The sequence below is a fragment of the Pantoea sp. Lu_F5_004 genome (genome assembly GCF_051136245.1).
In the GTDB taxonomy this organism is placed as follows: Bacteria; Pseudomonadota; Gammaproteobacteria; order Enterobacterales; family Enterobacteriaceae; genus Pantoea; species Pantoea agglomerans.
This window is the reverse complement of the sequence record NZ_CP194946.1, coordinates 844778-869996: the sequence shown is the minus strand read 5'-3', so window position 1 is coordinate 869996 and position 25219 is coordinate 844778. Positions and strand designations below refer to the sequence as shown.

23 protein-coding genes and 1 pseudogene are annotated in these 25219 nt (G+C 56.4%); 7 read left to right on the top strand and 17 right to left on the bottom strand.

The genetic code is table 11. From position 1 onward, the window contains the following. Positions 1 to 35: 35 nt before the first annotated feature. The 9 genes from recC to rppH form a co-directional block, all read right to left on the bottom strand. Positions 36 to 3413 carry an exodeoxyribonuclease V subunit gamma gene (recC, locus tag ACR8BN_RS04155; RefSeq protein ID WP_434747352.1) on the bottom strand — a complete coding sequence of 1126 codons (3378 nt, stop codon included), beginning with the start codon at positions 3411 to 3413 and terminating at the stop codon, positions 36 to 38. Positions 3414 to 3514: 101 nt separating this feature from the next. After that, complete coding sequence (locus ACR8BN_RS04150) at positions 3515 to 3775, bottom strand: prepilin-type N-terminal cleavage/methylation domain-containing protein (RefSeq protein WP_022623816.1); 261 nt, start codon at positions 3773 to 3775, stop codon at positions 3515 to 3517. Positions 3776 to 3800: 25 nt separating this feature from the next. Beyond that, complete coding sequence (locus ACR8BN_RS04145) at positions 3801 to 4205, bottom strand: DUF2509 family protein (RefSeq protein ID WP_033758709.1); 405 nt, start codon at positions 4203 to 4205, stop codon at positions 3801 to 3803. Continuing rightward, the gene (locus tag ACR8BN_RS04140; RefSeq protein WP_434747351.1) at positions 4202 to 4729 is read right to left on the bottom strand and encodes a prepilin peptidase-dependent protein; all 528 of its coding nucleotides are present in this window, start codon (positions 4727 to 4729) and stop codon (positions 4202 to 4204) included. Before ACR8BN_RS04140 ends, ACR8BN_RS04145 begins: the two co-directional genes overlap by 4 nt. After that, positions 4726 to 5196, bottom strand: a complete 471-nt coding sequence (locus ACR8BN_RS04135) for a prepilin-type N-terminal cleavage/methylation domain-containing protein (RefSeq protein ID WP_143789777.1) — start codon at positions 5194 to 5196, stop codon at positions 4726 to 4728. The genes ACR8BN_RS04140 and ACR8BN_RS04135 overlap by 4 nt, the downstream gene beginning before the upstream one ends. Before the next feature lie 186 nt (positions 5197 to 5382). After that, positions 5383 to 6177: a thymidylate synthase gene (gene thyA / locus ACR8BN_RS04130; RefSeq protein ID WP_010248642.1), complete on the bottom strand. Its 795-nt coding sequence runs from the start codon at positions 6175 to 6177 to the stop codon at positions 5383 to 5385. Further along, a complete protein-coding gene (lgt, locus tag ACR8BN_RS04125) occupies positions 6174 to 7055 on the bottom strand; it encodes a prolipoprotein diacylglyceryl transferase (RefSeq protein WP_010671040.1) in 882 nt (293 codons plus the stop codon). The genes thyA and lgt overlap by 4 nt, the downstream gene beginning before the upstream one ends. A 450-nt stretch (positions 7056 to 7505) precedes the next feature. After that, positions 7506 to 9752: a phosphoenolpyruvate--protein phosphotransferase gene (ptsP, locus tag ACR8BN_RS04120; protein ID WP_010248647.1), complete on the bottom strand. Its 2247-nt coding sequence runs from the start codon at positions 9750 to 9752 to the stop codon at positions 7506 to 7508. 12 nt (positions 9753 to 9764) lie between these two features. Beyond that, complete coding sequence (rppH, locus tag ACR8BN_RS04115; RefSeq protein ID WP_009087042.1) at positions 9765 to 10292, bottom strand: RNA pyrophosphohydrolase; 528 nt, start codon at positions 10290 to 10292, stop codon at positions 9765 to 9767. Positions 10293 to 10976: 684 nt separating this feature from the next. On the opposite strand from rppH, the gene mutH reads away from it, so the two are divergent. The 4 genes from mutH (at position 10977) to ACR8BN_RS04095 (ending at position 13982) form a co-directional block, all read left to right on the top strand. Then, a complete protein-coding gene (mutH, locus tag ACR8BN_RS04110; RefSeq protein WP_434747350.1) occupies positions 10977 to 11654 on the top strand; it encodes a DNA mismatch repair endonuclease MutH in 678 nt (225 codons plus the stop codon). 99 nt (positions 11655 to 11753) lie between these two features. Then, positions 11754 to 12464: a TerC family protein gene (locus ACR8BN_RS04105; RefSeq protein ID WP_010248654.1), complete on the top strand. Its 711-nt coding sequence runs from the start codon at positions 11754 to 11756 to the stop codon at positions 12462 to 12464. A 118-nt stretch (positions 12465 to 12582) separates the two neighbouring features. Continuing rightward, on the top strand, positions 12583 to 12801 hold the full coding sequence (locus ACR8BN_RS04100; protein WP_003853956.1) for a YgdI/YgdR family lipoprotein: 219 nt from the start codon (positions 12583 to 12585) through the stop codon (positions 12799 to 12801). Positions 12802 to 12941: 140 nt separating this feature from the next. Continuing rightward, positions 12942 to 13982 carry an NADP(H)-dependent aldo-keto reductase gene (locus ACR8BN_RS04095; RefSeq protein ID WP_010248659.1) on the top strand — a complete coding sequence of 347 codons (1041 nt, stop codon included), beginning with the start codon at positions 12942 to 12944 and terminating at the stop codon, positions 13980 to 13982. Between the two features lie 40 nt (positions 13983 to 14022). On the opposite strand, the gene ACR8BN_RS04090 is transcribed toward ACR8BN_RS04095, so the two are convergent. From ACR8BN_RS04090 to ACR8BN_RS04070, 5 genes and pseudogenes are all read right to left on the bottom strand, one after another. Then, positions 14023 to 14475 (bottom strand): GNAT family N-acetyltransferase, encoded by a 453-nt coding sequence (locus tag ACR8BN_RS04090; protein ID WP_109652195.1) that lies wholly within the window; start codon positions 14473 to 14475, stop codon positions 14023 to 14025. Beyond that, entirely contained in the window at positions 14472 to 15245 is a 774-nt protein-coding gene (locus ACR8BN_RS04085; RefSeq protein ID WP_031593704.1) for an FCD domain-containing protein, read from the bottom strand. Before ACR8BN_RS04085 ends, ACR8BN_RS04090 begins: the two co-directional genes overlap by 4 nt. A gap of 96 nt (positions 15246 to 15341) precedes the next feature. Continuing rightward, on the bottom strand, positions 15342 to 15659 hold the full coding sequence (locus ACR8BN_RS04080; protein ID WP_010248665.1) for a PTS sugar transporter subunit IIB: 318 nt from the start codon (positions 15657 to 15659) through the stop codon (positions 15342 to 15344). A gap of 15 nt (positions 15660 to 15674) precedes the next feature. Beyond that, a pseudogene (locus ACR8BN_RS04075) lies at positions 15675 to 17101 on the bottom strand (glycoside hydrolase family 1 protein). Next, entirely contained in the window at positions 17098 to 18447 is a 1350-nt protein-coding gene (locus ACR8BN_RS04070) for a PTS sugar transporter subunit IIC (RefSeq protein WP_039389290.1), read from the bottom strand. Before ACR8BN_RS04070 ends, ACR8BN_RS04075 begins: the two are co-directional and overlap by 4 nt. Positions 18448 to 18625: 178 nt before the next feature. On the opposite strand from ACR8BN_RS04070, the gene ACR8BN_RS04065 reads away from it, so the two are divergent. Then, positions 18626 to 18934: a PTS lactose/cellobiose transporter subunit IIA gene (locus ACR8BN_RS04065; protein ID WP_031592523.1), complete on the top strand. Its 309-nt coding sequence runs from the start codon at positions 18626 to 18628 to the stop codon at positions 18932 to 18934. Positions 18935 to 18966: 32 nt separating this feature from the next. Here the strand turns inward: ACR8BN_RS04065 and lysA are convergent, their stop codons facing one another. Beyond that, positions 18967 to 20223, bottom strand: coding sequence for a diaminopimelate decarboxylase (gene lysA, locus ACR8BN_RS04060; protein ID WP_425022055.1), 1257 nt, complete (start codon positions 20221 to 20223; stop codon positions 18967 to 18969). A gap of 102 nt (positions 20224 to 20325) precedes the next feature. Between lysA and ACR8BN_RS04055 the strand changes: the two genes are divergently transcribed. Further along, entirely contained in the window at positions 20326 to 21246 is a 921-nt protein-coding gene (locus ACR8BN_RS04055; RefSeq protein ID WP_425022056.1) for a LysR family transcriptional regulator, read from the top strand. Here the strand turns inward: ACR8BN_RS04055 and ACR8BN_RS04050 are convergent. After that, complete coding sequence (locus ACR8BN_RS04050; protein ID WP_434747349.1) at positions 21243 to 22406, bottom strand: MFS transporter; 1164 nt, start codon at positions 22404 to 22406, stop codon at positions 21243 to 21245. The genes ACR8BN_RS04055 and ACR8BN_RS04050 overlap by 4 nt on opposite strands. A gap of 361 nt (positions 22407 to 22767) precedes the next feature. Between ACR8BN_RS04050 and ACR8BN_RS04045 the strand changes: the two genes are divergently transcribed. Next, positions 22768 to 23394 (top strand): serine protease, encoded by a 627-nt coding sequence (locus tag ACR8BN_RS04045; RefSeq protein WP_031592530.1) that lies wholly within the window; start codon positions 22768 to 22770, stop codon positions 23392 to 23394. Positions 23395 to 23694: 300 nt separating this feature from the next. On the opposite strand, the gene lysS is transcribed toward ACR8BN_RS04045, so the two are convergent. Continuing rightward, positions 23695 to 25215, bottom strand: a complete 1521-nt coding sequence (gene lysS / locus ACR8BN_RS04040; protein WP_031592533.1) for a lysine--tRNA ligase — start codon at positions 25213 to 25215, stop codon at positions 23695 to 23697. Positions 25216 to 25219 lie beyond the last annotated feature (4 nt).

The following is a 25219-nucleotide window of genomic DNA, read 5'->3' as shown; positions in this document are numbered from 1 at the left end:
TAATGAGTCAGTCAGCAAAAACGCCTTCTGATCGGCTATTCATCATCCTGATGTGCAGCCAGCACCGGTAAATACCAGCGCTGTGCCGCCTCAGTTATCTGCTGTAGTTGTGGCTCATCCAGCACCCGGCAAAGACGTTGCAGATAGGGATCGCTGCCTTCACCCTCAAGCTGATAGTTGCCTGACCAGGCCGTCAGCAGGCGATTACGCGCCTTAAGCTGGGTTGCCTCATCAGTCAGTAACTGCTGACTTTTTTTGTCGTAGCTGGCGGTCAGCCATGCGCCGCCACTTTTATTAAGCAGCATCAGCGGCTGACGCATACCCGCGAGATACCCCGTGACATACTCATTCAGCACAGCAATCGCCTCTGCCTGCGACACGGCAAGGAAGCACCAGCGGCTCTGCTGCCGGCCAAACATCCGGCTGCTGCCGGTGCCGCCCAGCGCGCAGTAGACCAGATGTTCCAGCCAGAGTAGCAGTCCGTCGTTCATGTTGAGTACGCCAGGCCGCCAGCGCAGCAATCCATCACTCTGAACCTGCGTCAGCCACCCGGTTAAGCTGACCTGCTCCAGTTGCAGATTCACTTCCCAGCTCTCGCCGTCGCTGCGCTGGGTGACCACTTCTGCCGCTACTTCCTGCATCTCATCGCGCTGTGCCTGCCAGAACAGCTCACCAAATGCGCCATAAGGCAGATTACCGGCCGCACGATGGTGCGCATAGAGCCGCTGAGTATCCTCGCCTTCGACCAGCGCATTCAGCAACTGCGCGTTGATCTGATAACGCTCAAGGTTGTCGAGCGCAAACGGCTCGCTGTCGGGCAGTTCGTTCTCCTCCAGCCAGAAACTCACGCCAAGCCGCTGGTGGAACCAGGCCCGGACCGGATGTCGCCAGAAGCGCAGAAACGCCTCCAGCGTGAGCGCATCAATTAACGGCGCCTCCAGTGGCTGCACAAAATCGGGCTGGGGCTGCCCCGCGCCCCGCGCAGCAGGCAGCCACTCACGGGCGAAACTTTGCAGTCTGGCAGCAGGCTGGAAGTTTTCGGCGGCAAACGGCATCCGGCTGTGCAGGTGCTGCAGGTGCATCCGCACCCGTTCGGCACTCTCATCCAGCTCAAGATGGCCATCACCGTCCAGATAAAAACTCTGTCCAATGTAATCCAGCAGATCTGTGACCAGCACCGAGGGGTAGCGTTCCGTATTATCCTGAATCGCCCGGCCGATATAACTGATATAGAGCTGCTGCTGCGCCGAAATCATCGCCTCCAGGAAGAGATAGCGGTCATCATCGCGGCGACTGCGGTCGCCTTTGCGGGACTGCTGCTGCATCAGATCAAAACCTAACGGTGCTAAAGTTCGGGGATAGACGCCGTCGTTCATGCCCAGCAAACAGACCAGCTGAAAAGGAATGGAGCGCATCGGCATCAGGGTACAGAAGTTAATCTGCCCCGCCAGGAAACGCTGACTGATGCGCTGTTGATCAAGCCGGCTACGCAGATCATCGCGCAACAGCGCCACCGGAATCGCCTCTTCAAACCGCGCATCCATGCCATATTCAATCAATTGCTGCCACTGCTCTTCCACCAGCAGCAAGGCGGCCTCGGTTTCTGCATCGGGGCTGAAAAAGGCATTGAGCAGTTCCCGGCACATGGGCAGCCAGGCCGCCAGTGGCCGGGGTTCGGCAAGCAGCTGCCGCCAGTGATTAAGCCGGGAGAGCAGCTCGGCCAGATGTCCCGCCAGCTCCCCCACCAGACCACCCGACTCGTCATAAGGCAGAATTCCTTCCCAGTCACCGTTGTGGCTCTCCATCGCATAACCCAGCAGCATACGCTGCAGGCCAAAGCGCCAGGTGTGCTGGCCGGTGACCGGAAGTGACAGGGCTTCTACGCTGGCATCATCCAGCCCCCAACGTACCCCCGATTCGCTGACCCAGCGCCGCAGTAAACGCAGGCCACTTTCATCAATGGCAAAGTGGGAAGCGAGCGCCGGGACATCGAGCAGCGCCAGCACATCCTCCGAGACAAAACGGCTGTCTGGTAGTGCCAGCAGATGCAAAAACGCCACAATGGCCGGATGAGCCTGACTGGCACGGCGATCTGAAATCGCAAACGGCAGATAGCGATCGGCAGGTGCATTGGCGAACACCGCCTGAATAAAAGGGGCGTAGGCGTCGATATCCGCCACCATGACGATGATGTCACGTGCTTTCAGCGTCGGATCGGCCTCCATCATCGCCAGCAGATGATCCTGCAGCACTTCAACTTCGCGCTGGGCACTGTGGCAGACCTGCACCGCAATTGACCTATCTTCCGGATCCAGGCAGCGCTTCTGATCGCTGTGTGCCAGTTCCGCCGCATTCAGTCCGATGATGGCGTTATCCTGCAGATTGAGAAGATCGTGCTGCATACAGTGCAGCAGGTTGTCCGGCTCCACATCGACAAAAGCATCGATGTCGTCGTTTGACTCCATCTGACTCAGCAGAAACAGGTTGTCACGCCCCAGCTTGCCCCAGGAGGCGAGCAAAGGGTTGGTCAGTTGCTGTTCACCGGCATCGTTAAACAGCGCCGGTGCCTGCTCAGCATCCCGGAAGAGTCCGCGTGATTCATCAGCACCATGGCGTCGGCGCTGACGACTTTGTAGTTTCGCCAGAAAAGCATAATCCTGAATATCGCCCCAGTAATCGCGGCAGGGATTGGTGAACAGCAGATGAATGTCGATGTGACGTCCCAGCGCCTGCAACGCCTGCAGATAGACCGGCGGCAGCGCAGAGATGCCACAGATAAAGACCCGTTTGGGCAGATTTTCCGGCGTGCTTTTCGCCTGATCCAGCGTCTGGATAAATCGCGCATAGAGGTTGGCGCGGTGCCATTCAGGCTGGCGCAGGGCCTGGGTATAACTCACCAGATCGCGCCACAGGGCGGCCTGCCAGCGCTGCGCCTCGCCCAGCCCCTCAATGGTTTCGCCACGCTCCCAGCTGTTGAGCCAGTCGGCACGATAGACCAGATACTGGTCGAACAGATCGGCCACGCGGGAGCTGAGCTGAAACAGTTTACGCTTGTCTCCATCGTCATGGAGATAGTGGCGCAGAGAAGCAAACTCTTCGTGCTTCAGCATCTCCGGCAGCCGGTGCATCAGCTTCCAGCCCATGCTGGCCTTACTGAAAGCACTCTCTACCGGGATATCGGGCAGTACGCGGACGAACATCTCCCAGATAAAACTGGCGGGCAGCGGAAATTCGATATTAGCAGCAATACCAAAGGTTTGCGCCAGCTCCATCTGCAGCCACTGCGCCATACCCGGACTCTGCACCAGCACCATTTCTGAGGCGAAAGGATCATCAAGAGGGTCATGTTTAATCACCGCAGCCGCCAGAATCTTCAGCACATCAAGCTGATTTGAGTGATAAACGTGAAACATGAAAACTCCTGTGATAACTCAGAACGTGACTGCGGTATTGCGGCTCTGTCACTTTACCGCGTATCGCGGTTGAAACCCATCAAAAGGGCGACCGGGGAGAGTTAACATCGCAGCCGCGTCAGGGTGGCACGGCGCTGATAAGGCCCCGTCACGTCAGCCCGATCCAGGGTGCAACCTGAAGGGCCGCTCTGCTGTTGCAGTATTGAGGTCCAGCCGGGACTCTCATGTCCCATCAGTTGCTGCTCAGCCACCCGCCATGCCTCACGCTGATACCACTGCTGGCTGAATCCCAGTGCAAGGGCGCGATGATAGTGCAACAGCGTGCTGCTGCTTAATGCCATTAACAGCAGAGCAAACAACACTTCCGGCAGGCTGAATCCACCGCGCTTACTGGCAGGTGGCCGGGGGCGTGAGCGGGCAGTAATCGATCCAGCCGTGCGGCAACGCGGTAATCTGATTGCCCCGTAACCGCACCCACTGCCAGACCGCCATACCACTGCCGCTGGCCTCCCCTTTAAGCAGACCTTCATCCTTTTCACCTCGTTGTAAACAGCTGCGCCAGCCCTGGCGATCATCCTGCTGACAGCTGGCCGCCTCACTGGCTGACCAGCTCAGGGAGAAGCCCCATTGCAGCGCAGACTGCGCGCGCCAGAAATCCTGAATAAACTGCTGCTCATCCGCCAGCAGTCGCATTCCCTGCTCAGACATCTTACGGCTGGCATGCAGCGTAAAGCTGCCGATGACCATAATCATCAACACCATGCCCAGGGCGCTGCTGCCTCGCTGCTTCACAGGTTATCTGCCTCAACCCAGCTCTCCACCGTTTCAAGCCAGCGTCCGGCCCGTCCCTGCAGCACTAACCTGACCTGCGCGCCCTGCTGGCTGACGCTGAACTTCTCCAGCGTCATAAATGCGGGATCGGAGAGCCGCTCCCAGCCCGCTGACTGACACTGGTCAACACCTCGCTGCATCTCAAGCTGCTGTTGTCGCAGGCGATAACCGTAATAGTCACTCTCTGCATGGCTCACCCCTTCCCATTTTCCGTTACTGTTCTCATCCCAGCGCAGCAGCAGGCAATTCTCTCTGATTTGCAGCGCCCCTCTGCCACACTCGCCGTGACAATAACCGGCACGTCGCACCGCTTTTTCCAGCGTCGCCATCATCTGCTGTAACTCCTGACGCAGCTGCGCCCGCTGCAGCACGCCGGCGTTCTCTGCCAGCAGCAGCGGCAGAAAACGGCCAGCACTTAACATCACGACGGCGCTGATTGCCAGGGCGATCAGCATCTCCAGCAGGCTGAATCCGGCCATTTTCAACGGCACGTCTCCTCATCCGTCATGCAGAGGCGAATACGGGCTCTTGCCGAGATAATCAGCCGCATTCGTCCGGTGCTGTTACCCAACTCAATGCTGCCCGCCCGGGCCACATTACGTCGGCCATAGAAGCCCGGTTCACCCCGGATGTCATAGAGCGCAACGCCAGCGTGCGGCGCTACGAATTGCAGCCGTTTTCGGCTATCACAGCCTGCAACGGGGCGGCTTCCGGCACCGATGCACCAGGGATCGCCAGGCCGTGACCATAAAATCAGGTCGCTATTTTGCCGGTTGGCCTGGGCACGCAGCCGAAGCAGGAATCCCTGTAGTTGCTGAGCGCTGTCGCGCAGTTGCTGCCGCTGTTGCCAGCGCTGCCAGCCATGCAGCGCGGCAACGCTCAGCATGCCGGCAATCACCATCACCAGCAGCAGTTCCGGCAGGGTAAAACCGCGTAAGTGTGCTGTTTTCATGGTGTCAGAGTGCGGGTGATGAACAGATGAAACAAGGTGTGTTGTGGCAGGCTGGAAAGCACGTCGCAGAGGAGCTTCCCCAACAGCATCAATTGGCAGAAGCGTGCGAGCGTTGCCGCAGATTTACCGGTTGGCGGGCAAAAAAAAGCCCCGGCGAAGTGCCAGGGCGTTATCTTTTATCGCGAATCAGATGGCGACAGGGGCTTTGATCGCGGGATGCGGATCGTAGCCTTCAATCTCAAAATCTTCGAACTGATAGTCAAACAGTGACGCCGGTTTGCGTTTGATAACAAGTGATGGCAGCGGACGCGGTTCACGGGTCAGCTGCAGGCGCGCCTGCTCCAGATGGTTACTGTAGAGGTGGGTATCACCGCCGGTCCAGACGAAGTCACCCACCTGCAGATCGCACTGCTGCGCCACCATGTGTACCAGCAGCGCATAGCTGGCGATGTTAAACGGCAGGCCCAGGAAGATGTCGCACGAGCGCTGATAAAGCTGGCAGGAGAGTTTGCCGTCCGCCACGTAGAACTGGAAGAACGCGTGGCAAGGGGCCAGCGCCATCTCGCTCAGCTCGCCGACGTTCCAGGCAGAAACGATAATCCGGCGTGAGTCGGGATCGCGCTTCAGCTGCTCCATCACCTGGCTTAGCTGGTCAATCTCCTGGCCGCTGGCCGTTCCCCAGCTGCGCCACTGTTTACCATAAACCGGGCCGAGATCGCCATTCTCATCCGCCCACTCATCCCAGATGGAGACGTTGTTTTCTTTGAGATAACCGATGTTGGTATCGCCTTTCAGAAACCACAGCAGCTCATGAATAATCGAGCGGATATGACATTTCTTGGTGGTGACCAGCGGAAAACCATCCTGCAGATTGAAACGCATCTGGTGACCAAAAATTGAAAGCGTACCGGTGCCGGTACGGTCAGCTTTTGGCGTGCCTTCGTGCAGCACATGTTGCATTAAATCCAGATACTGTTTCATTTTTCCTCGCGAAATTGTGGCTGCGGGCGACGACGATACGCCCAGATCATCATAATAATACCGGCAATAATCATTGGCACAGAGAGGATCTGTCCCATACTGATTCCGCCTTCAAACAGGCCAAGCTGGGCATCCGGCTGGCGGAAGAACTCAACGATAATACGGAAGGCGCCATAGCCAATCAGGAACAGGCCTGAGACGCTGCCCATCGGGCGTGGCTTACGAATAAACAGATTCAGGATGATAAACAGCACTATCCCTTCCAGCGCCAGTTCATAGAGCTGCGAAGCATGACGCGGCAGCACGCCGTAGGTGTTGAGCAGCGCCTGGTATTGCGGATTGGTGGCAGCCAGCGCGACATCTTCGCTGCGGGAGCCAGGGAACAGCATGGCATAGCGGAAGCCCGGATCGACACGGCCCCAGAGCTCACCGTTAATGAAGTTGCCGAGACGACCGGCACCCAGACCGAACGGGATCAGCGGCGCAATGAAATCAGCCACCTGGAAGAAATTACGTCGGGTGCGGCGGGCAAAGACCAGCATGACGACAATCACCCCGATGAGGCCACCGTGGAACGACATGCCGCCATCCCAGACTTTGAACAGATAGAGTGGATTTTCCAGGAACAGCGGTAAGTTGTAGAACAGCACATAGCCGATGCGTCCACCCAGGAAGACCCCCAGGAAACCGGCATAAAGCAGGTTCTCCACTTCCTCTTTTTTCCAGCCGCTGCCCGGCTGATTGGCGCGGCGGACAGCCAGCCACATGGCGAAAACAAAGCCTACCAGATACATCAGACCGTACCAGTGAAGCGAAACCGGTCCAATCGAGAAGATCACCGGATCGAACTGCGGAAATGCAATATAGCCGTTATTCATCATTCACCGTCTATTTTTCAACCCTGAAAAGGGGCGTTGTCAGGCACATAAATTAAGGCTGCGCATCATAGCACAGCCGGTTTTGTGAATTGTCCCGCAAATGTAAACGCGGATAACGCCCAGAGTCTGACTCGTCAGGCGTACATTGTTGCAGTCAGTCTGGTCACGGACAGCGCGCAACAACCGGAGCGTACACATAGTACGTGAGGATTGTGAGCACTGCCCGGGGCCAGAATGGCAAATAAAATAGCCTGACCCGTCAGGCGTACATTGTTGCAGCCAGTCTGGTCACGGACAGCGCGCAACAACCGGAGCGTACACGTAGTACGTGAGGATTACTCGCTGTGCTCGCCCCTTCAGGGCCGCCCTGACGGGCGTTCAGGTTGCTAAACAGCCTGTGTGAGCACTGCCCGGGGCCAGAATGGCAAATAAAATAGCCTGAAGTGGCGCTTAGCGACCGCCGCGGATTAATCCACCCAGCCCTCGACGCTCCATAAAGGTCGAGACCAGATGACGAACCTCGGTGGCGGTATGAGCATTCATCCCCTGCTCACTGAGCTGCTGCGCCTCTTCGTGATCCAGATGGCGCAGCAGGTATTTCACCCGCGGTACGTTTTTGCCGTTCATGCTGAGATGGTGATATCCCAGCCCGACCAGCAGCGCCACGCACATTGGATCGCCAGCCATTTCACCACACAGGCACAGTTCCAGATTGGCCAGACGGGCTTCCTGCGCAATCGTATTTAGTGCGCGCAGCATCGCCGGATGCAGCGAGTCGTAGAGATTGGCCACGCGGGTGTTGTTGCGATCCACCGCCAGCAGATACTGGGTCAGATCGTTGGTGCCAACCGAGACAAAATCGACCCGTGACGCCAGATGCGGGATCATAAATAGCATCGACGGCACTTCAATCATGATGCCGATGCGCGGCGCGGGGATCGTATAGCCCAGCATCTCTTCGACTTCGCGTCCTGCGCGATCGATCAGCTTTTTCGCTTCGTCGATCTCATCGATATGGCTGATCATCGGCAGCAGAATACTGAGGTTGCCGGATGCGGCGTTAGCACGCAGCATCGCGCGCACCTGCACCAGGAAAATTTCCGGCTGGTCAAGCGTCAGGCGGATGCCGCGCCAGCCCAGACAGGGATTCTCTTCACTGATCGGCATGTAGGGTAGCTGTTTATCTGCCCCCACATCCAGGGTCCGCAGCGTCACAGGCTTGTTGTGAAACAGCTGTAACATGCCCTGATACTGTGCCACCTGCTCCTCTTCCGACGGGAAGCCGTTCTGCAGCATAAACGGGATTTCGGTGCGGTAGAGACCGATGCCATCCACCCAGTTGCCCAGCGTCTGCTCATGCTCCGGGCTTAATCCGGCATTCAGCATCACCTGCACGCGCTCGCCGCTTTTCAGCTCACCGGGCTGATCGACCACGCCCTCCGCCATTTTGCTCAGCGCATTCTCTTCGCTGATCAAACGCTGGTACTCCTGCACCAGCACCGGCTCGGGATCGATCAACAGCTCACCGCGATAACCGTCGACGATCAGCAAACGTTTGTTGAGCTGATGGGGCTGGATATCAGCGCCCATGACGGTCGGGATCCCCATCGCGCGGGTCAGAATCGCCGCATGGGAGTTGGCTGCGCCGTCACGCACCACCACGCCCGCCAGCCGCTCATGCGGCAGCTCAGCTAAGGTGGTGGCAGTCAGCTCATCGGCCACCAGCACAAAGCGTTCCGGCCAGGCATTGGTGCCGACCAGCGTATCGTCAAGGTGAAACAGCAGGCGCTGACCCAGCACCCGCAGATCGCCTGCACGTTCACGCAGGTAGGTGTCCGTCAGGCTGGCAAACTGTTCAGCAAACTTCTCGATGACCTGTTTCACTGCCCATTCGGCGACCGATCCGCGTTCGATCTCATCGAACAGATCTTTTTTCAGTCGGGCATCGGTTAACAGGTGAGAGTAAAGGTCGAAAATGGCCGCACTCTCTTTCTGAGCGCTGGCGCTGAAGCGTTTACTGAAGCGACGAAATTCACTGGTGGCTTCGCTCATGGCGAGCGACAGACGCTCACGTTCGCGATGAACATCCAGCGTTGAGGCAGCCGAAACCTGATCGAGCAGTGGCTGCGTCTCATCTACCCAGCCCGGTGCCACCGCCACGCCAGGCGCAGCTGCAATCGCGCGCACCCGCGTCTGCCGGAACTGACCAAACAGCTGGGCCATCTGCGACTGCGACAGCAATGCCGCCATCTGGGTGGCAAGGGTGACCAGAAACGACTCTTCGCTTTCATCAAACTGACGGTGCTCGCGCTGCTGCACCACCAGCACGCCAAGTAACTGGCGACGGCTGATAATCGGCACGCCGAGGAAGGAGCGGTAGCGCTCCTCTTTCACTGCGGGGATATATTTAAAGCTGGGATGACTCTGGGCGTCAGCAAGGTTAATCGGTTCGGCCAGACGGCCCACTAAACCGACGATCCCCTCGTCAAACGCCAGGGTCACGGTGCGGCCACGCGGTTTTTTAAGTCCGCGCGTCGCCATCAGGTAGTAGCAGTGACGATCGTGGTCGGCGAGGTAAACGGAACAGACTTCCGTATCCATCGCCAGACAGATCTCATTAACCAGGATGTCGAGTGCTTCATTGAGACGCGGCGCACTCGCCACTTTTTCTACAATTTCGCGCAACTGAGTGAGCATAAAGGGCGTGGCCTATCCTCTCTTACGTCGATGGGCAGGATTATTTCGCTGCCCCGCACTCTCCTGCATAGACATCACCACGCCAGCGAATTCCTTCATCACCCGACGATAAACGTCGCGCTTAAAGGAGACAACCTGACGCACCGGATACCAGAAACTGACCCAGCGCCAGCCATCGAACTCGGGCGTGCTGCTGTGCTGCACATTGATATCCGCGTCATTACACATTAACTGCAGAAGAAACCACTTTTGTTTCTGGCCGATACATACCGGCTTTGTGTCCCAACGCACCAAACGTTTTGGCAACTTGTAACGTAACCAGTTACGGGTAGAAGCAAGTATTCGAACATCTTTCCGGTGTAATCCGACCTCTTCGAACAGTTCGCGATACATCGCCTGTTCTGCGGTTTCACCGGGATTGATGCCTCCCTGAGGAAATTGCCAGGAGTGCTGTCCAAAGCGCCTGGCCCATAACACTTGTCCCTGCCGGTTACAGATTACGATACCAACATTCGGGCGGTAGCCATCATCATCGATCACCGGACTACCTCAAAGCAAAATTTGAATGAGCTGATTGTTTCACACTCCTTACAGGCGGTAAACCACTGGATTCACGGGGGGTTAAGCCATCAGCGTCGGGATAACTCACAGAAAATGGCAAAGTTATAAACAATGACCGTGAAAAAGATCGATCTTATTCACCTTTTCTGTGGATAGCTTTGTGCAGAACGCGGGAGTTATCTGAATAACCTTTTCCATGCGCGCTGGAGAGCCGAAAAAAGATAACAACACATACATATGATTTTTAATGATATTAAATCAAAAATCTTATCGATAAATCTTTCATAAACAGTGAATATTTTCATGGCAACTGACAATTGCTTAAAATATAAGCACACTGCTTTTTATCCACAGATAATCGCTCAGGGTTAGGCCAGAGCGGCGAAATAATGGCCAGATCGTGAAAAGTCAAGGCTGTAAATGGAACCAGTACCGCACTCAGTCGGTGGTTATCCCATTTTTCTGTGGATAACCGGGCTGGAGATCCTGTTCATTGTTGCGGGTAAGCTGGGATAACCCTGAAGCATTCAGGGCGGCGAGCATGCAATCCGCTAAAAAAAGCACGATCTATCATGTTATTATCGATCCCTGACGCGGATTATTTAAGTGAGAAACGTGACTCACCTGCTGTTGTACAAATTTTAATCATTGCGAGTGTTCACCATGAGTTACCAGCCAGGACCACCCGAAGATGAAGCCAGCCTGCTGGCACGCGCGCAGGATTTAGCCGGTTTGACCCTGGAAACCCTGGCCGCGCGCGCCGGTCTGCCCATGCCTGCGGATCTTAAACGCGACAAGGGCTGGGTCGGCATCCTGCTGGAGTGGCATCTTGGTGCCAGCGCAGGCAGCAAAGCGGAGCAGGACTTTGCCCATCTGGGTATCGAACTGAAAACTATCCCGATTGATGCGGAGGGTAAACCGCTGGAAACCACCTTTGTCTGCGTGGCACCTCTGACCGGCAACAGCGGCGTGACCTGGCTCACCAGCCATGTGCGCCACAAGCTGGCGCGGGTATTGTGGATCCCGGTTGAAGGCGGGCGTGAGATTCCGCTGCGGGAACGCCGTGTCGGCGCGCCGCTGTTATGGAGCCCCGATGCGGAAGAAGATGAGATGCTGCGGCAGGACTGGGAAGAGCTGATGGATATGATTGTGCTGGGTCGCGTAGAGCAGATTACCGCGCGACATGGTGCCTGGCTGCAAATCCGGCCCAAAGCCGCCAATAGCAAAGCGCTGACAGAAGGAATCGGCGATCAGGGCCAGCCAATCATGACGCTGCCGCGCGGTTTCTACCTGAAGAAAAGCTTCACCGGGCCCCTGCTGGCGCGTCATTTTCTCCTCTGAACGTCGCCACCCGCGTTGATGTGTCGCAATTTTGTGGGAGATCGGCGAGTTGAATGCGTATAATCGCCGTTTACTTTTCGTTTAGGATTAAATGTCGGTATGTTTGAGTGGATTTCCGATCCCAACGCCTGGCTGGCGCTGGGCACCCTGACCATCCTTGAGGTGGTGCTGGGTATTGATAACATCATTTTCCTGTCGCTGGTGGTCGCTAAACTGCCAAAACACCAGCAAGCCAGCGCGCGTCGCATTGGTCTGATGGGCGCGATGCTGATGCGTCTTGGCCTGCTGGCTTCTATCGCCTGGGTAGCCCGTCTGACTAATCCGCTCTTTACGCTGATGGATCATGCGTTCTCGGCGCGCGATCTGATTCTGCTGTTCGGCGGACTGTTCCTTCTGTGGAAATCGAGCATGGAGATCCATGAAACGATCGAAGGCAGCGAAGGCGAACACAACACCCGCGTCCATTCCTTCCTGGGTGCGATTGTGCAGATCATGATGCTCGACATTATTTTCAGCCTCGACTCGGTGATCACGGCCATCGGCCTCTCCGATCATCTGTTCATTATGATGGCGGCGGTGGTTATTGCCGTGCTGATGATGATGTTCGCTGCTCGCGCGATCGGTGAGTTTGTTGACCGCCATCCGTCAGTGAAAATGCTGGCTCTCTCTTTCCTGATTCTGGTCGGTTTCACCCTGATCCTGGAGAGTTTTGCGGTCCACGTACCAAAAGGTTACATTTATTTCGCTATGTTCTTCTCAATGGCGGTTGAGTGTCTTAACCTGATGCGCAGTAAGAAAAAGCACGCCTGATAAAGTCAAGGGCGAGCCTGCTCGCCCGGTTATTTTCAGATTTCTACGATTAACCCCGCCGGCAAAACCATTTATTACTACACTGTTTGCACTTGACCATTTGTGAGGATTTGGCGTGATGAAAGGGTTGGCAGGAGTAGCACTGGTGATGGTAACCGCCGCATTCTTAAGTGGATGCAGTTCTGATTATGTCATGGCGACCAAAGATGGCCGGATGATCATGACCGAAGGCAAGCCGAGCATCGATAAAGAGACCGGTCTGGTGGAGTACACAGACCAGACAGGTCATATGGTGCAGATTAACAGCGATGAGGTTTCGACGATCATTGAACGTTAAGTGCCCGATTTAATCGCCTGCCACCGATTCCCGGCTGGCAGGTGATTTCCCCGACTTTTCCCCCTTCCTTACCCGCCATTGCTCGCGCTATAGTCCCTGAGGACACAACATTCCATTCCATAAAGAAAAGGAAGCTGGCAATGCACTATCATCGTATTCCCCACAGCACGCTGGAAGTGAGTCAGCTGGGGTTGGGCACCATGACGTTTGGCGAACAGAACAGCGAAGCCGACGCCCATGCTCAACTGGATTTAGCTATCCGTTCCGGCATCAACTTTATTGATACTGCCGAGATGTATCCGGTGCCCCCGCGTCCGGAAACCCAGGGTCTGACCGAACAATATATTGGCAGCTGGCTTAAACAGCGCGGCAGCCGCGACAAAATCATTCTGGCCAGTAAAGTGGCCGGGCCTTCACGTGGCAATGATGCGTCGATTCGCCCGGATATGGCGCTGGACCGTAAAAACATCCGCGCAGCACTCGATGCCAGCCTGAAACGCCTGAATACTGACTACCTTGACCTCTACCAGCTGCACTGGCCACAGCGTCAGACCAACTATTTTGGCAAGCTCGGCTATCAGTACAGCGAAACCACTGCTCAGGTGACGCTGCTGGAGACGCTGGAAGCGCTGACCGAACAGGTGCGCGCCGGTAAGATCCGCTATATCGGGGTGTCGAACGAAACCGCGTGGGGCGTGATGCGCTATCTGCAGCTGGCGGAGAAGCATGAACTGCCGCGCATTATCAGCATTCAGAATCCTTACAGCCTGCTGAACCGCAGCTTTGAAGTAGGTCTGGCCGAAATCAGCCAGCATGAAGGCGTAGAGCTGCTGGCGTATTCCAGCCTAGCGTTTGGTACGCTGAGCGGTAAATACCTGAATGGCGCACAGCCTGCGGGTGCACGCAACACGTTGTTCAGCCGCTTTACCCGCTACAGCGGCGAGCAGTCACAAAAGGCGATTGCCGAATATGTAGCACTGGCTCAGCAGCATCAGATCGACCCGTCGCAGATGGCTCTCGCCTATGTGCGTCAGCAGCCGTTTGTGGCCAGCACGCTGCTGGGCGCCACCACGCCTGAACAGTTGCAGATCAATATCGACAGCTTCAATCTGACCTTAAATGCAGAGATCCTGGAAGGCATTGAGGCGATCCACCGTCGTTATACCTATCCGGCTCCCTGAGCGTTCTGTTGCCAGCTGCCGCGATGGCGGCTGGCATCTCTTACAGGTCGCGATAATAGAGTTTTACCGGCTTAGCGGGATACTCCAGCGCTTCGCCCTGTGGCAGCCAGCCATAACGTTCGTAGTAGCCCCCAAACGTTGACCATAGCCATAACCGTGGATAGCCCCGTGCCTGTGCATAGGCGATGACATGCTGCTGCAGCGCCTCACTGACACCTTTGCCGCGCACCGACTCATCAACATAGAGCGCCGCCAGCCAGGGGAAAAGATCCTGACGGCTGATCAGGTCGCAGCGCCAGAATCCCACCGTGCCGACTGCCCTGTCCCCCTCCACGGCAACGAAAGTCACCGGAAAATCAGCACCGATAAGGCTGCTGTTCACCACACTGCCAAAGAACGCCCGGCTGGTGGCTTCACCAAATGCGCGCCACTGCCAGTCAATGATCTGATCGGCAAATTGGGGGGCATCGCTGAGCGATACAATCTCGATCACATCAGTTTCCCCTGAAAGATCGGGACTGAATCAAACAGGAAGCCATCAAAGTCAGGCGCATCGGCATCGGAAAGTTCCAGCAGCGTATTCTTGACGTTCTCAAGGTGCTGCCAGGTAGATTGCCAGGCCCCCATCACATCACGCCGACGCAGAGCGGCCAGGATTGTCTGGTGATCGCCGAGCCACTTCAGGCGATAGGCGCGGGTTTCAAACTGCGGGCGCAGCTGCTGCCAGAGCGGGCTGCTGTCATGATGGCGCCAGATACTGGTGACGGTATCGAGCAGCATCTGATTCTGACTGGCACCCGCCAGCAGCAGATGAAACAACTTGTCGTTGTCCTGACTGCTGTCGTTGGCGGCGATGGCACGCTGCTCCTGTTCCAGCGTTCGGCGCAGATTTTCGATGTCCGCTTTGGTCGCCATTTTTGCGGCAAAGGCTGCAATATTGCTCTCCAGCAACTGACGTGCCTGTAGCATTTCAAACGGGCCAACGTCGCTGCGGAAGAAGGCCTCTTCTTCATCATCACTGGCGGAAGGAATACGCATCACATAGACGCCGGAGCTCTGGCGGATATCCACCGTACCTTCCAGCTCCAGCATCAATAATGCCTCGCGCACGATGGTCCGGCTGACGCCCCAGGTTTCAGCCAGCTGACGTTCAGGCGGCAGGCGCGATCCCACCGGATAGTGCCCGTCACAGATCTGCTGACGCAGGTGCTGACCAATTTCCTGATACTGCTTTTTTTCTTGCGGCGCTTCGGCTTTGTCCACACTGTCACCCTTTGCAATCAATGCGCTAACGGCATTGCCGCGGTTCCCTGCGCGACAATGCCCGCGAACCGGAGAGGCTGGCTCGCAAACTGTGGCTCAGTGTATCAAAGCCAGCGCCTGATCGAGTACCTTTGCACCATTCAGCGTGCCGTAAGCAACCGTATCGATCACCGCGATGGGCAACTGATAGCTGTCGGTGAGTTTTCGGTTCTCCTCCAGTTTGAAGCGCACCTGTGGCCCGAGCAGCACGACCACCACCTCGTTGCCATAGTTTTGCAGCTCTTCACGCAGGTTTTGCTCCGGAATGGCGTAGATCTGGAATGCCAGTCCGCGAGCGGCAGCCTCTTTTTCCATCCGCGTCACCACCATTGAGGTCGACATGCCCGCAGCACAGGCCAGAACAATTCTTTTCATGCTCGTTTCCTCGCGTTATTTCGGCTCATCATCAAGCCACAGGGTAAATTGCTGCGTGTCGCGCAGCGTACGGAACCAGTGGGCAGATTTCTTCATACGGCGCTGACGCTGCTTATCTAAGTCGATTTCGATAAGACCATAGCGATTTTTAAAGGCATTCATTGGCGAAACATTGTCGGTAAACGCCCACAGCATATAGCCCTGACAGTTAATCCCCGCCTGACTGGCGCGTATCGCCTGATGCAGGTGCTCGCTGATAAACGCAATGCGGTAATCGTCCTGAATCTCCCCGTCGGCATTTTTGAACTGCGCTTCGTTCTCAATTCCCATACCGCTTTCCGCCACAAACCACGGGATATTGCCGTACTCATCGCGCATCCGCTGCGCCATATCCCAGATAATTTCAGGCTGAATTTCCCAGCCGCGCGAAGGGTTCATCCGTCGCCCCGGCAGTTCAAAGTGTTCGTAATACCAGGCGGGATGAAAGGGTGTCCCGGGATGCCAGGCGCGGGACGGTGCCTTGACGCGATGCGGATAGTAGAGATTAAGCCCGACCTCATCGACGGTATTGGCGGCAATAATCGCCAGCTCTTCCGGGGTGGTTTCCCACTCAATCTGATGCTTATCAAGCAGCGCCAGCAGCTCCGCCGGATACTCGCCTTTAATGGCGGGATCGAGAAACACCCGGTTGTAGAACAGGTCATAAATATGCGCCGCCTTCTGGTCGTGCGGGGCTGACGATCGCGGATAGGTGACTTCCGGATTGAGTATGGTACCAATGCGACCGGCATAGCCTGCTGCGCGGAACAGCTGCACTACCCGGGCGGTCGCGAGATTCTTGTGGTGGTTCCACTGCATCCATTTATGGGTGTTCTGCTCATAAGGCCAGCGCAGCGCGTCGAGATAGACGCGGGTCTGCACCACAATCGGCTCGTTAAACACAAACCAGCGCGTGACCCGACCGGCATAGCGTTTAAACACCTGTTCGACATAACGGATAAAGAGTTCAACGACATGCTTTGACTGCCAGCCGCCATACTGCGCCAGCAGCGTGGCGGGCAGCTCGTAATGCTCCAGACAGAGCATCAGTTCAATGCCCTGGCGCTGCATTTCATCAATCAGCCGGTCATAGTAAGCCGCGTATTCCTCATCGACCGTGGCGGTTTCGTAATCGATCAGGAAACGCGACCAGTTGATTGAAGTGCGGTAGTGGGTCAGCCCGCTGGCCTTCATTAGCGCCACATCCTCACTAAATCGGTTGATAAAGTCGGTGGCAACCGCCGGGCCATAACCGTTGTACCAGACGTGACGATCCTGCTGATACCAGGCGTCAGGCCAGGAGTCCTGCCCCGCTTTTTTCCGCTCCAGCCTTCCGTCTGCCAGGCGGAGGCAGCAGCCCCCAGAATGAAATTCTCAGGTATGTGGACAGTCTGACGACTCATAACACCTCCGTACGGTTGGGGTTCAGCTCAGGTTGCAGGCTCTTTGCTTCCGCTGCATCCGCCCGGCGGGCTGCGACTTTCACAAATGGCAGATAGATAAGTACTGACACCAGAATGCAGACGATTTGCGTCACCACCGCGCCCATCGATCCGGCCGTTGAAAGCCAGGCATTGATAATCGGAGGCGTGGTCCAGGGCACCATCACCACGGCTTTCCCGGCAAATCCCATCACCGTAGCGAAGTAGCCGATAGAACCTGTCACCAGCGGTGTGATGATGAAAGGGATAGCGAGGATCGGGTTAAGCATAATCGGCATACCAAATATCACCGGCTCGTTTATATTGAAAATGCCTGGCCCGAACGACAGTTTGGCGATTTCACGCATCTCTTTGCGTCGCGTTGCCAGCATCACGGCGGTGAGCAGCCCGATGGTCAGGCCGGAACCGCCGATGCTCATATAAACATCCCAGAACGGCATCGTGATGATGTTCGGTGCCTCTTTTCCCTGCTCAAAAGCGGTCATGTTGACCATAATCGCGCCCAGCAACAGCGGCTCACGGATCGGCTTCACCATCTGGTTGCCGTGAATACCAATTACCCAGAATAGCTGGGCAACGAACATCAGAATCAGAATGCCCCACAGGCTCTGCACCACCGACTCCAGCGGCTGCTGCACCACCTGGTATACCGCGTCGTAAAGGTACATGCCGGTGACACGATGGAAGATAAAGCCAAAGGTCGCTATCAGCGTCACGGTGATAATTGAGGGGATCAGCGCGGAGAAAGAGGCGGCCACGTTGGGCGGCACGGTGTCGGGCATTTTGATTTTCAGCCGTTCAACCTGTTCGAGGCGGCAGTAGATCTCTACCGACAGAATGGCGATAAACATGCCGAGAAACAGGCTTTTGGTATCGGAGAATTGTTTGGCCAGCACGTCGGTGACCAGGTGCATCTGCCCATCGACCATCATCTGTAAGGTGGTCGGCGTCACGGATACAAAGCAGATGATCGCCAGCAGGCCGGGAAACAGCGTTTTTATACCGTTGATGCGCCCAAGCTCAATACCAATCAGAAACACCGCACCAATGTTGAGAAAGCTGAGCGTGGCGTAATTGATACTGCTGGTGATGGGCTTGAGGTCAGCTAAAAAAGCCAGGGCAGCAAAGCTGGCAAGCCCATTTTTGCTGTCCAGCACCATGTTAGAGATCAATACCGAGAAGGCGCCAACAATGATCACCGGCATCAGGGTAATGAACGAGGCTTTAATCGCCATGATGTAGCGATAACTGTTAAAGCGGGTGGCAAAGCTGCCCAGGGAATCGATAAGGCGGTCCTGTAGAGACATGATCAACCCTCAGAGATGTAAGATCGGTATTCCTGTAATCGTCGTGGTCTTCCCTGTTAGTGGCATACCAAAATGACGAATCCCCTCGGTTTTTTCTGTGACGAACCTCCCGGAAACGTTTATTGGCATTCCAGTATGATTAAAACGGCCAATTTGGCATACCAATAGCGGAGGCGTTATGGATTACGAACAGACCATGATGGAATTGCTGATCAATGCAGGGGAAGCCCGTTCGTCGGCGATGATGGCGATTCAGTGTGCGCGCAAACGCGACTGGGCCGGGGCTGACGCGGCGCTGGCTGCTTCAGATACCGCGGCAAAAGCGGCACATAAAATTCAGACCGCGTTGATTGGTGCAGACGAGGGAAGCGGAAAATTGCCGGTCACGCTGATTCTGGTGCATGCGCAGGATCATCTGATGAATGCCATGCTGTGCCGCGAGCTGGCAGAGGAGCTGGTCATGCTGCGCAAAGAGATCTATGGCTGACAGGCGGCGCGCTGGCCGCCCGAGAGAGGTGATTAGCTGATTTCCAGTGCCAGTAACGACTCAATAGTCTGCGCGCGGCGGATCTCGCGCGGCTGGCCCTGCTCAAACAGGACTTCCGGGATCAGCGGACGGCTGTTGTAGTTAGAGGACATGGATGCGCCGTAAGCACCGGTGTCGTGGAACACCAGATAATCGCCAACCTTTGCCGCCGGAATCGCGCGCGGTTCGACCATGCCGCCCTCCAGCTGGGTAAAAACATCACCCGATTCACACAGTGGGCCAGCGACCACCGTGTCGATAGTCTGCTGCTCATCAATCGCCCGCTCATCGCCCGCCATCAGCGAGATATGGTGATAGCTGCCATACATTGCGGGGCGCATCAGGTCACTGAAACCGGCATCGACCAGCACAAAGTGACGGCTGCCCATCGACTTAACCGCCCGTACCTGAGAGACCAGCACACCCGCCTCGGCCACCAGGAAACGGCCTGGTTCGATCTCCAGCTTTATCGCGTGACCCAGATGCTGGGCGATACGCTGCCGTGCTGCATCCCACAGGCCGAAATAGTGATCGGTATCGATCGCCTCTTCGCCATAGCGATAAGGCACAGAGAGGCCGCCGCCCGCAGAGATCGCGGTCAGATCCTGACCCGACGCCATCACCAGTTCGACCATCGCATCACAGACCTGCTGCAGATGCGCATAATCGACGCCAGAGCCGATATGCATATGAATGCCCACCAGCTGCAGGCCGTGCTGCTTAATCGCCGCCAGCGCCTCGGCTAAATCGGCGTGCCAGATACCGTGCTTGCTGTTTTCGCCACCGGTATTGGTTTTCTGACTGTGGCCGTGACCAAAACCAGGATTGACCCGCAGCCACACCGCATGTCCCGGTGAGACCGCGCCGAGCTGATGCAGCATATCGATCGATCCGGCATTAACCGGCACCTTTAACGCGGTCACCCGCTCCAGCGTCGGCTGATCGAACAGATCCGCGGTAAAGACGATCTCGTCACCGCCAGGCTGATAGCCCGCAGCCAGCGCACGTTCGATTTCACCCAGCGATACCGAGTCCACTTTCACACCCGCCGCGCGCATCAGGCGCAGGATATGCGTATTCGAGCAGGCCTTCTGCGCAAAGCGCACCACATCAAATGCCTGCAGCTGGGCAATACGCGCCTGAATAATCTGCGCATCATAAGCCCAGAATGGCCCGGCGTAGCGGCGTGCCAGCGGCAGCAGGTTAGCGGCGCTGAGTGCGGTTTCGGTACTCTGTAAGGAACGTGGCATGGCAATTCTCCTGTGGCAATAACGGCATTAAGCCAGAATCGTGTCATAGCGAAAAATATCTGTTTTAATATCATCTATGCAGAATCGATATAGGAAGGGTACGTGGCGAACATTAACTGGCGGCATATCGAGATTTTTCATGCGGTGATGACCAGCGGCAATCTGACTCAGGCCGCGACACTGCTGCACACCTCACAGCCGACGGTGAGCCGGGAGCTGGCACGCCTGGAGCAGCAGCTGGGATTAGAGTTGTTCGGACGGGTACGCGGTCGCCTGCAACCGACGGTGCAGGGATTGCGTCTGTTTGAAGAGGTGCAGCGATCCTGGTACGGTCTGGACCGCATCATGGAAGCGGCTGAAGGGCTGCGCCAGTTCCGTCAGGGTGAGCTGTCGATCGCCTGCCTGCCCGTTTTTTCGCAGTCGCTGCTGCCACCACTGTGTCAGCCCTTTTTACAGCGCTACCCGGATGTGAGCCTGAATGTGATTCCGCAGGAGTCGCCGCTGCTGGAGGAGTGGCTGTCAGCACAGCGCTATGATATCGGCTTAACTGAAACTCAGCACGCTCCGGCCGGTACTGACCGTCTCGCCCTGCTCACCTGCGATGAAGTGTGTGTATTGCCTCAGCATCACCCTCTGAGTCAGCGTACAGAGCTGACGCCGCACGATTTTGCGGGCGAACAGTATGTGAGCCTGTCGCGCAGTGACAGCTATCGTCAGTTGCTGGATGCGCTGTTTCATGAGCAGGGCGTCGAGCGGCGTCTGGTGATGGAAACGCACAGTGCCGCTTCGGTGTGCGCCATGGTCAGAGCGGGCGTGGGCATTTCGATTGTGAATCCGCTGACGGCGCTGGATTACGCCGACAGCGGTGTGGTGATGCGTAAGTTCAGCGTGGCGGTACCCTTTACCGTCAGCCTGGTGAGGCCGCAGCACCGGCCTGCGTCGGCGCTGGTCGATGCCTTTGTCAGCCATCTGCAACGGCAGGTGGCTGACTTTCCGGCACGTATCGCCGCCCGCCTGGCTTAAGCGCGAACCCTGGCGGCTGCGCGGCCCGCTTTGCGGAAGGTGATCAGACAGATCAACAGGCCGATTGCCGCCAGCGCAGCGGCAGCAACCGGCACCGCCGTCAGGCCATATCCACGGCCAATCACCGCACCGCCGACCCAGGCACCCAGCGCATTGCCCACGTTAAACGCCGAAATGTTCAGGGTTGAGACCAGGTTAGGCGCCTCTTTGCCATGACGTACCACGTTGATCTGCAGGCCCGGCACCGTCGCAAAGGTCGCCATCGCCCACAGGAACAGGGTGATCTCCGCCAGCCACAGCGCATGGCTGGTCCAGCTGAACAGCAGCGAGAAGATGGCGATCAGGGAGAAGCTGAGGATCAGGCTGAAGGAGACTTTCCAGTCGGCCAGTTTGCCGCCAAGAATGTTACCGACCGTCAGGCCTGCGCCAATCAGGAACAGCGTCCAGCTGACGCCACGATCGCTGATGCCCGTCACCTCTAACAGCAGCGGCGCAATGTAGCTGAACAGCGCAAACATCGCCGCGGCAAAGAACACCGTCATCAGCAGTGACAGCCACAGTTTCCCGTTGGCCAGTGCACCAATTTCACTCGCCAGGTGAACCGGCTTTTCCTGTTTATTGTTGGGCAGACTCACGATCAGGGCGATAAACGCCAGCACGCCAATCACAGCCACGCCCCAGAAGGTGGCTCGCCAGCCAAACATCTGTCCGAAACTGGTCCCCAGCGGAACGCCCAGTACGTTGGCTAAGGTCAGTCCGGTAAACATCAGTGCGACAGCGGAAGCCTGACGACCGGCTGGCACCAGACTGGCGGCGACCACCGCGCCAATACCGAAGAAGGCACCGTGACAAAGCGCGGTGACGATGCGTGCCAGCATCAGCAGGTTATAATTGTAAGCCAGCGCACACAGCAGGTTGCCGACAATAAATATCACCATCAGCAGAATCAGCGTTTTTTTACGCGGCAGCCTGGCGGTGAGCAGCGCCATAATCGGCGCACCAATCGCCACGCCCAGCGCGTAGCCGCTGATCAGCCAGCCCGCCGACGGAATTGTCACCTGAAGGTCACGCGCCACCTCCGGCAGCAATCCCATAATGACAAACTCAGTGGTTCCGATGGCGAACGCACTCAACGCCAGCGCCATTAATGCTACAGGCATAACACTCTCCCAATATCATTTGCAGGTGAACTGCACAGACGCGCAGCCCCTCGACGCTTATTAAAATTTGATCTGCGTCACGGTGAGCATTACAGCACAGTGCTGATGCGCGACATAGCCTGCGCGCAGCAAAGGATTATTGCCGGGGCCGCAACAATCCTGCCGCTTTGCCGGAACAAATGGCTTTGTCAGCCTGCTGGCTAATCCCGTTAAAGCGCACATAACCCAGGGTCAGGTTGTCATTTCCCGCGAACCCGTTACGCTTTTTAGTGCGTATTTAATTAATAAATCCTTAACGTTGCCGATATATCCCTAATCAATTGCCAGGTGATGTGATCAACTTCTGACGCAGGGAGAGAGAATGCAACGACTCATAGCCTTAATGGTGTTTGGCTTAACCGGCTGCTCGGTGGGTCATTATGAGTACAGTAAAGAAGCTGAAAAACGGGTGGATATGACCGTGACCGGCATTCCCACCGTGCTGGGTTTAGGCACGCTTGGTACCACCATCCCACTGACGCCGGAGTACAGCCTGACCGCCGCCCATGTGGCAAAGTTTTCGCTTTACCGGGTAAAAGCCTGGCATCCGCAATGCGATCTGGCCGTGGTCTACCACAAAAACAGCGAAATGAACCTGCCACCCAACTTTCGTAACAGCCACATCGGCGATCAGGTCAATCTCTACGGCTACAGTTTTATTTCGGCCATGCCGGTCAGTTCCAGCGGGCAGAACCTGATCAATACCACGCTGGCAAACAGCTGGAACAAATCAGACTGCGTCGTGGTGGCGGCGAATGCGGGGGTGGTTAAAGGGATGTCGGGCGGCGCAGTCTATAACGCCTCTGATGATACGCTGGCGGGCGTGATTATCGGCTACAGCAATAACATTAACGACAACGTCAGCGGTAAGACACTCTATAAGAACGTTGCGCTCTATGTGCCCTATGCACGGTTTCAGACCTGGCTGGATCAGGCGATTAAATCCTGATATCTGCTGAACGAACAGATGTAAAAAAGGCCGGAATTTCCGGCCATTTCGCATGTTTACAACGCCAAATCTGAGTAAATCTGACAGCAACAGATAAACCAGGCGCGCAGGGAACACGGTCAGAATAGGAAAGCGTCCCGCGCCAGGGATGGCGTGGGCCGAGCGGTCATGGATGACGGCTTTTACGTCTTTCCGATCTGACCGTGTTCCCTGAGCAGGCACGGTCTGACAGCGAACCGGGCCAAACTTTGTCAGCAAGCTTAAGGCCTGAAGATCAGGCCTTGTAGCGACTCATAACGATTACTTGCTGCCTGGGCGCAGTGCCGGGAACAGAATCACATCGCGGATAGTGTGGCTGTTGGTAAACAGCATCACCATACGGTCAATACCGATACCCAGACCGGCGGTTGGCGGCAGACCGTGCTCCAGTGCGGTGACATAGTCTTCGTCGTAGAACATCGCTTCGTCGTCGCCAGCATCTTTGGCATTCACCTGCTGCAGGAAACGCTCAGCCTGATCTTCCGCATCGTTCAGCTCGGAGAAACCGTTACCGATTTCACGACCGCCAATGAAGAACTCAAAGCGATCGGTGATTTCCGGGTTCTCGTCGTTACGACGGGCCAGCGGAGAGACTTCAGCCGGATATTCAGTGATGAAGGTCGGCTGAATCAGATGCGCTTCTGCGGTCTCTTCAAAGATTTCGGTTACGACGCGGCCCAGACCCCAGCTTTTCTCAACCTTGATGTGCAGTGATTGAGCAATCGCCACCGCTTTATCAAAGTCTTCCAGATCGGCCAGATCCGTTTCCGGACGGTATTTCTTGATCGCTTCACGCATGGTCAGTTTTTCAAACGGCTTACCGAAATCAAACTCCTGCTCGCCGTAAGGCACCACGGTGCTGCCCAGCACATCCTGCGCCAGCGTACGGAACAGGCTTTCGGTCAACTCGATCAGATCTTTGTAATCCGCATAAGCCATATAGAGTTCCATCATGGTGAACTCTGGGTTATGACGTGGCGAAATACCTTCGTTGCGGAAGTTACGGTTGATCTCGAACACGCGATCGAATCCGCCCACCACCAGACGCTTCAGATAAAGCTCTGGGGCGATACGCAGATACATGTCGATATCCAGCGCATTATGATGGGTGATGAACGGACGCGCAGACGCGCCGCCAGGGATCACCTGCATCATCGGGGTTTCCACTTCCATAAAGTCGCGGCCCACCATGAACTGGCGAATGCCGGCCATGATCTGTGAACGAATTCTGAAGGTGTTACGCGATTCCTCGTTGGCGATGAGATCAAGGTAACGCTGACGGTAGCGCGTTTCCTGATCGGCCAGGCCGTGGAACTTGTCCGGCAGCGGACGCAGTGCTTTGGTCAGCAGGCGCAGTTCAGAACAGTGAATCGACAGTTCGCCGGTTTTGGTTTTGAACAGTTTGCCGCGCGCGCCCAGAATATCGCCGAGATCCCACTTTTTGAACTGCTCGTTGTAGATGCCTTCAGCCAGATCGTCACGCGAGACGTAAAGCTGAATCCGGCCACCCACATCCTGCAGGGTCACGAAAGAGGCTTTACCCATGATACGACGGGTCATCATACGTCCGGCGACGCTGACTTCGATGCCGAGATCTTCAAGCTCTTCGTTGCTCTTCTCGCCATAGCTCTCATGCAGCTGTTTTGAGAGGCTGTCACGACGGAAATCGTTAGGAAACGCCACGCCATTTGCACGCAGCACGCTCAGCTTTTCGCGACGCGCTTTCAGTTCGTTATTTAACTCAACGGCGGCATCAGCGCTCTGCGGTTGTTGTTCAGACATGTCG

Bases quoted from the DNA above. Each gene is read 5' to 3' on its own strand.
- recC (WP_434747352.1), bottom strand. From the start codon at position 3,413: ATGTTTCACGTTTATCACTCAAATCAGCTTGATGTGCTGAAGATTCTG.
- ACR8BN_RS04135 (WP_143789777.1), bottom strand. From the start codon at position 5,196: ATGAAAACAGCACACTTACGCGGTTTTACCCTGCCGGAACTGCTGCTG.
- thyA (WP_010248642.1), bottom strand. From the start codon at position 6,177: ATGAAACAGTATCTGGATTTAATGCAACATGTGCTGCACGAAGGCACG.
- lgt (WP_010671040.1), bottom strand. From the start codon at position 7,055: ATGAATAACGGCTATATTGCATTTCCGCAGTTCGATCCGGTGATCTTC.
- ptsP (WP_010248647.1), bottom strand. From the start codon at position 9,752: ATGCTCACTCAGTTGCGCGAAATTGTAGAAAAAGTGGCGAGTGCGCCG.
- mutH (WP_434747350.1), top strand. From the start codon at position 10,977: ATGAGTTACCAGCCAGGACCACCCGAAGATGAAGCCAGCCTGCTGGCA.
- ACR8BN_RS04105 (WP_010248654.1), top strand. From the start codon at position 11,754: ATGTTTGAGTGGATTTCCGATCCCAACGCCTGGCTGGCGCTGGGCACC.
- ACR8BN_RS04100 (WP_003853956.1), top strand. From the start codon at position 12,583: ATGAAAGGGTTGGCAGGAGTAGCACTGGTGATGGTAACCGCCGCATTC.
- ACR8BN_RS04095 (WP_010248659.1), top strand. From the start codon at position 12,942: ATGCACTATCATCGTATTCCCCACAGCACGCTGGAAGTGAGTCAGCTG.
- ACR8BN_RS04080 (WP_010248665.1), bottom strand. From the start codon at position 15,659: ATGAAAAGAATTGTTCTGGCCTGTGCTGCGGGCATGTCGACCTCAATG.
- ACR8BN_RS04070 (WP_039389290.1), bottom strand. From the start codon at position 18,447: ATGTCTCTACAGGACCGCCTTATCGATTCCCTGGGCAGCTTTGCCACC.
- ACR8BN_RS04065 (WP_031592523.1), top strand. From the start codon at position 18,626: ATGGATTACGAACAGACCATGATGGAATTGCTGATCAATGCAGGGGAA.
- lysA (WP_425022055.1), bottom strand. From the start codon at position 20,223: ATGCCACGTTCCTTACAGAGTACCGAAACCGCACTCAGCGCCGCTAAC.
- ACR8BN_RS04050 (WP_434747349.1), bottom strand. From the start codon at position 22,406: ATGCCTGTAGCATTAATGGCGCTGGCGTTGAGTGCGTTCGCCATCGGA.
- ACR8BN_RS04045 (WP_031592530.1), top strand. From the start codon at position 22,768: ATGCAACGACTCATAGCCTTAATGGTGTTTGGCTTAACCGGCTGCTCG.
- lysS (WP_031592533.1), bottom strand. From the start codon at position 25,215: ATGTCTGAACAACAACCGCAGAGCGCTGATGCCGCCGTTGAGTTAAAT.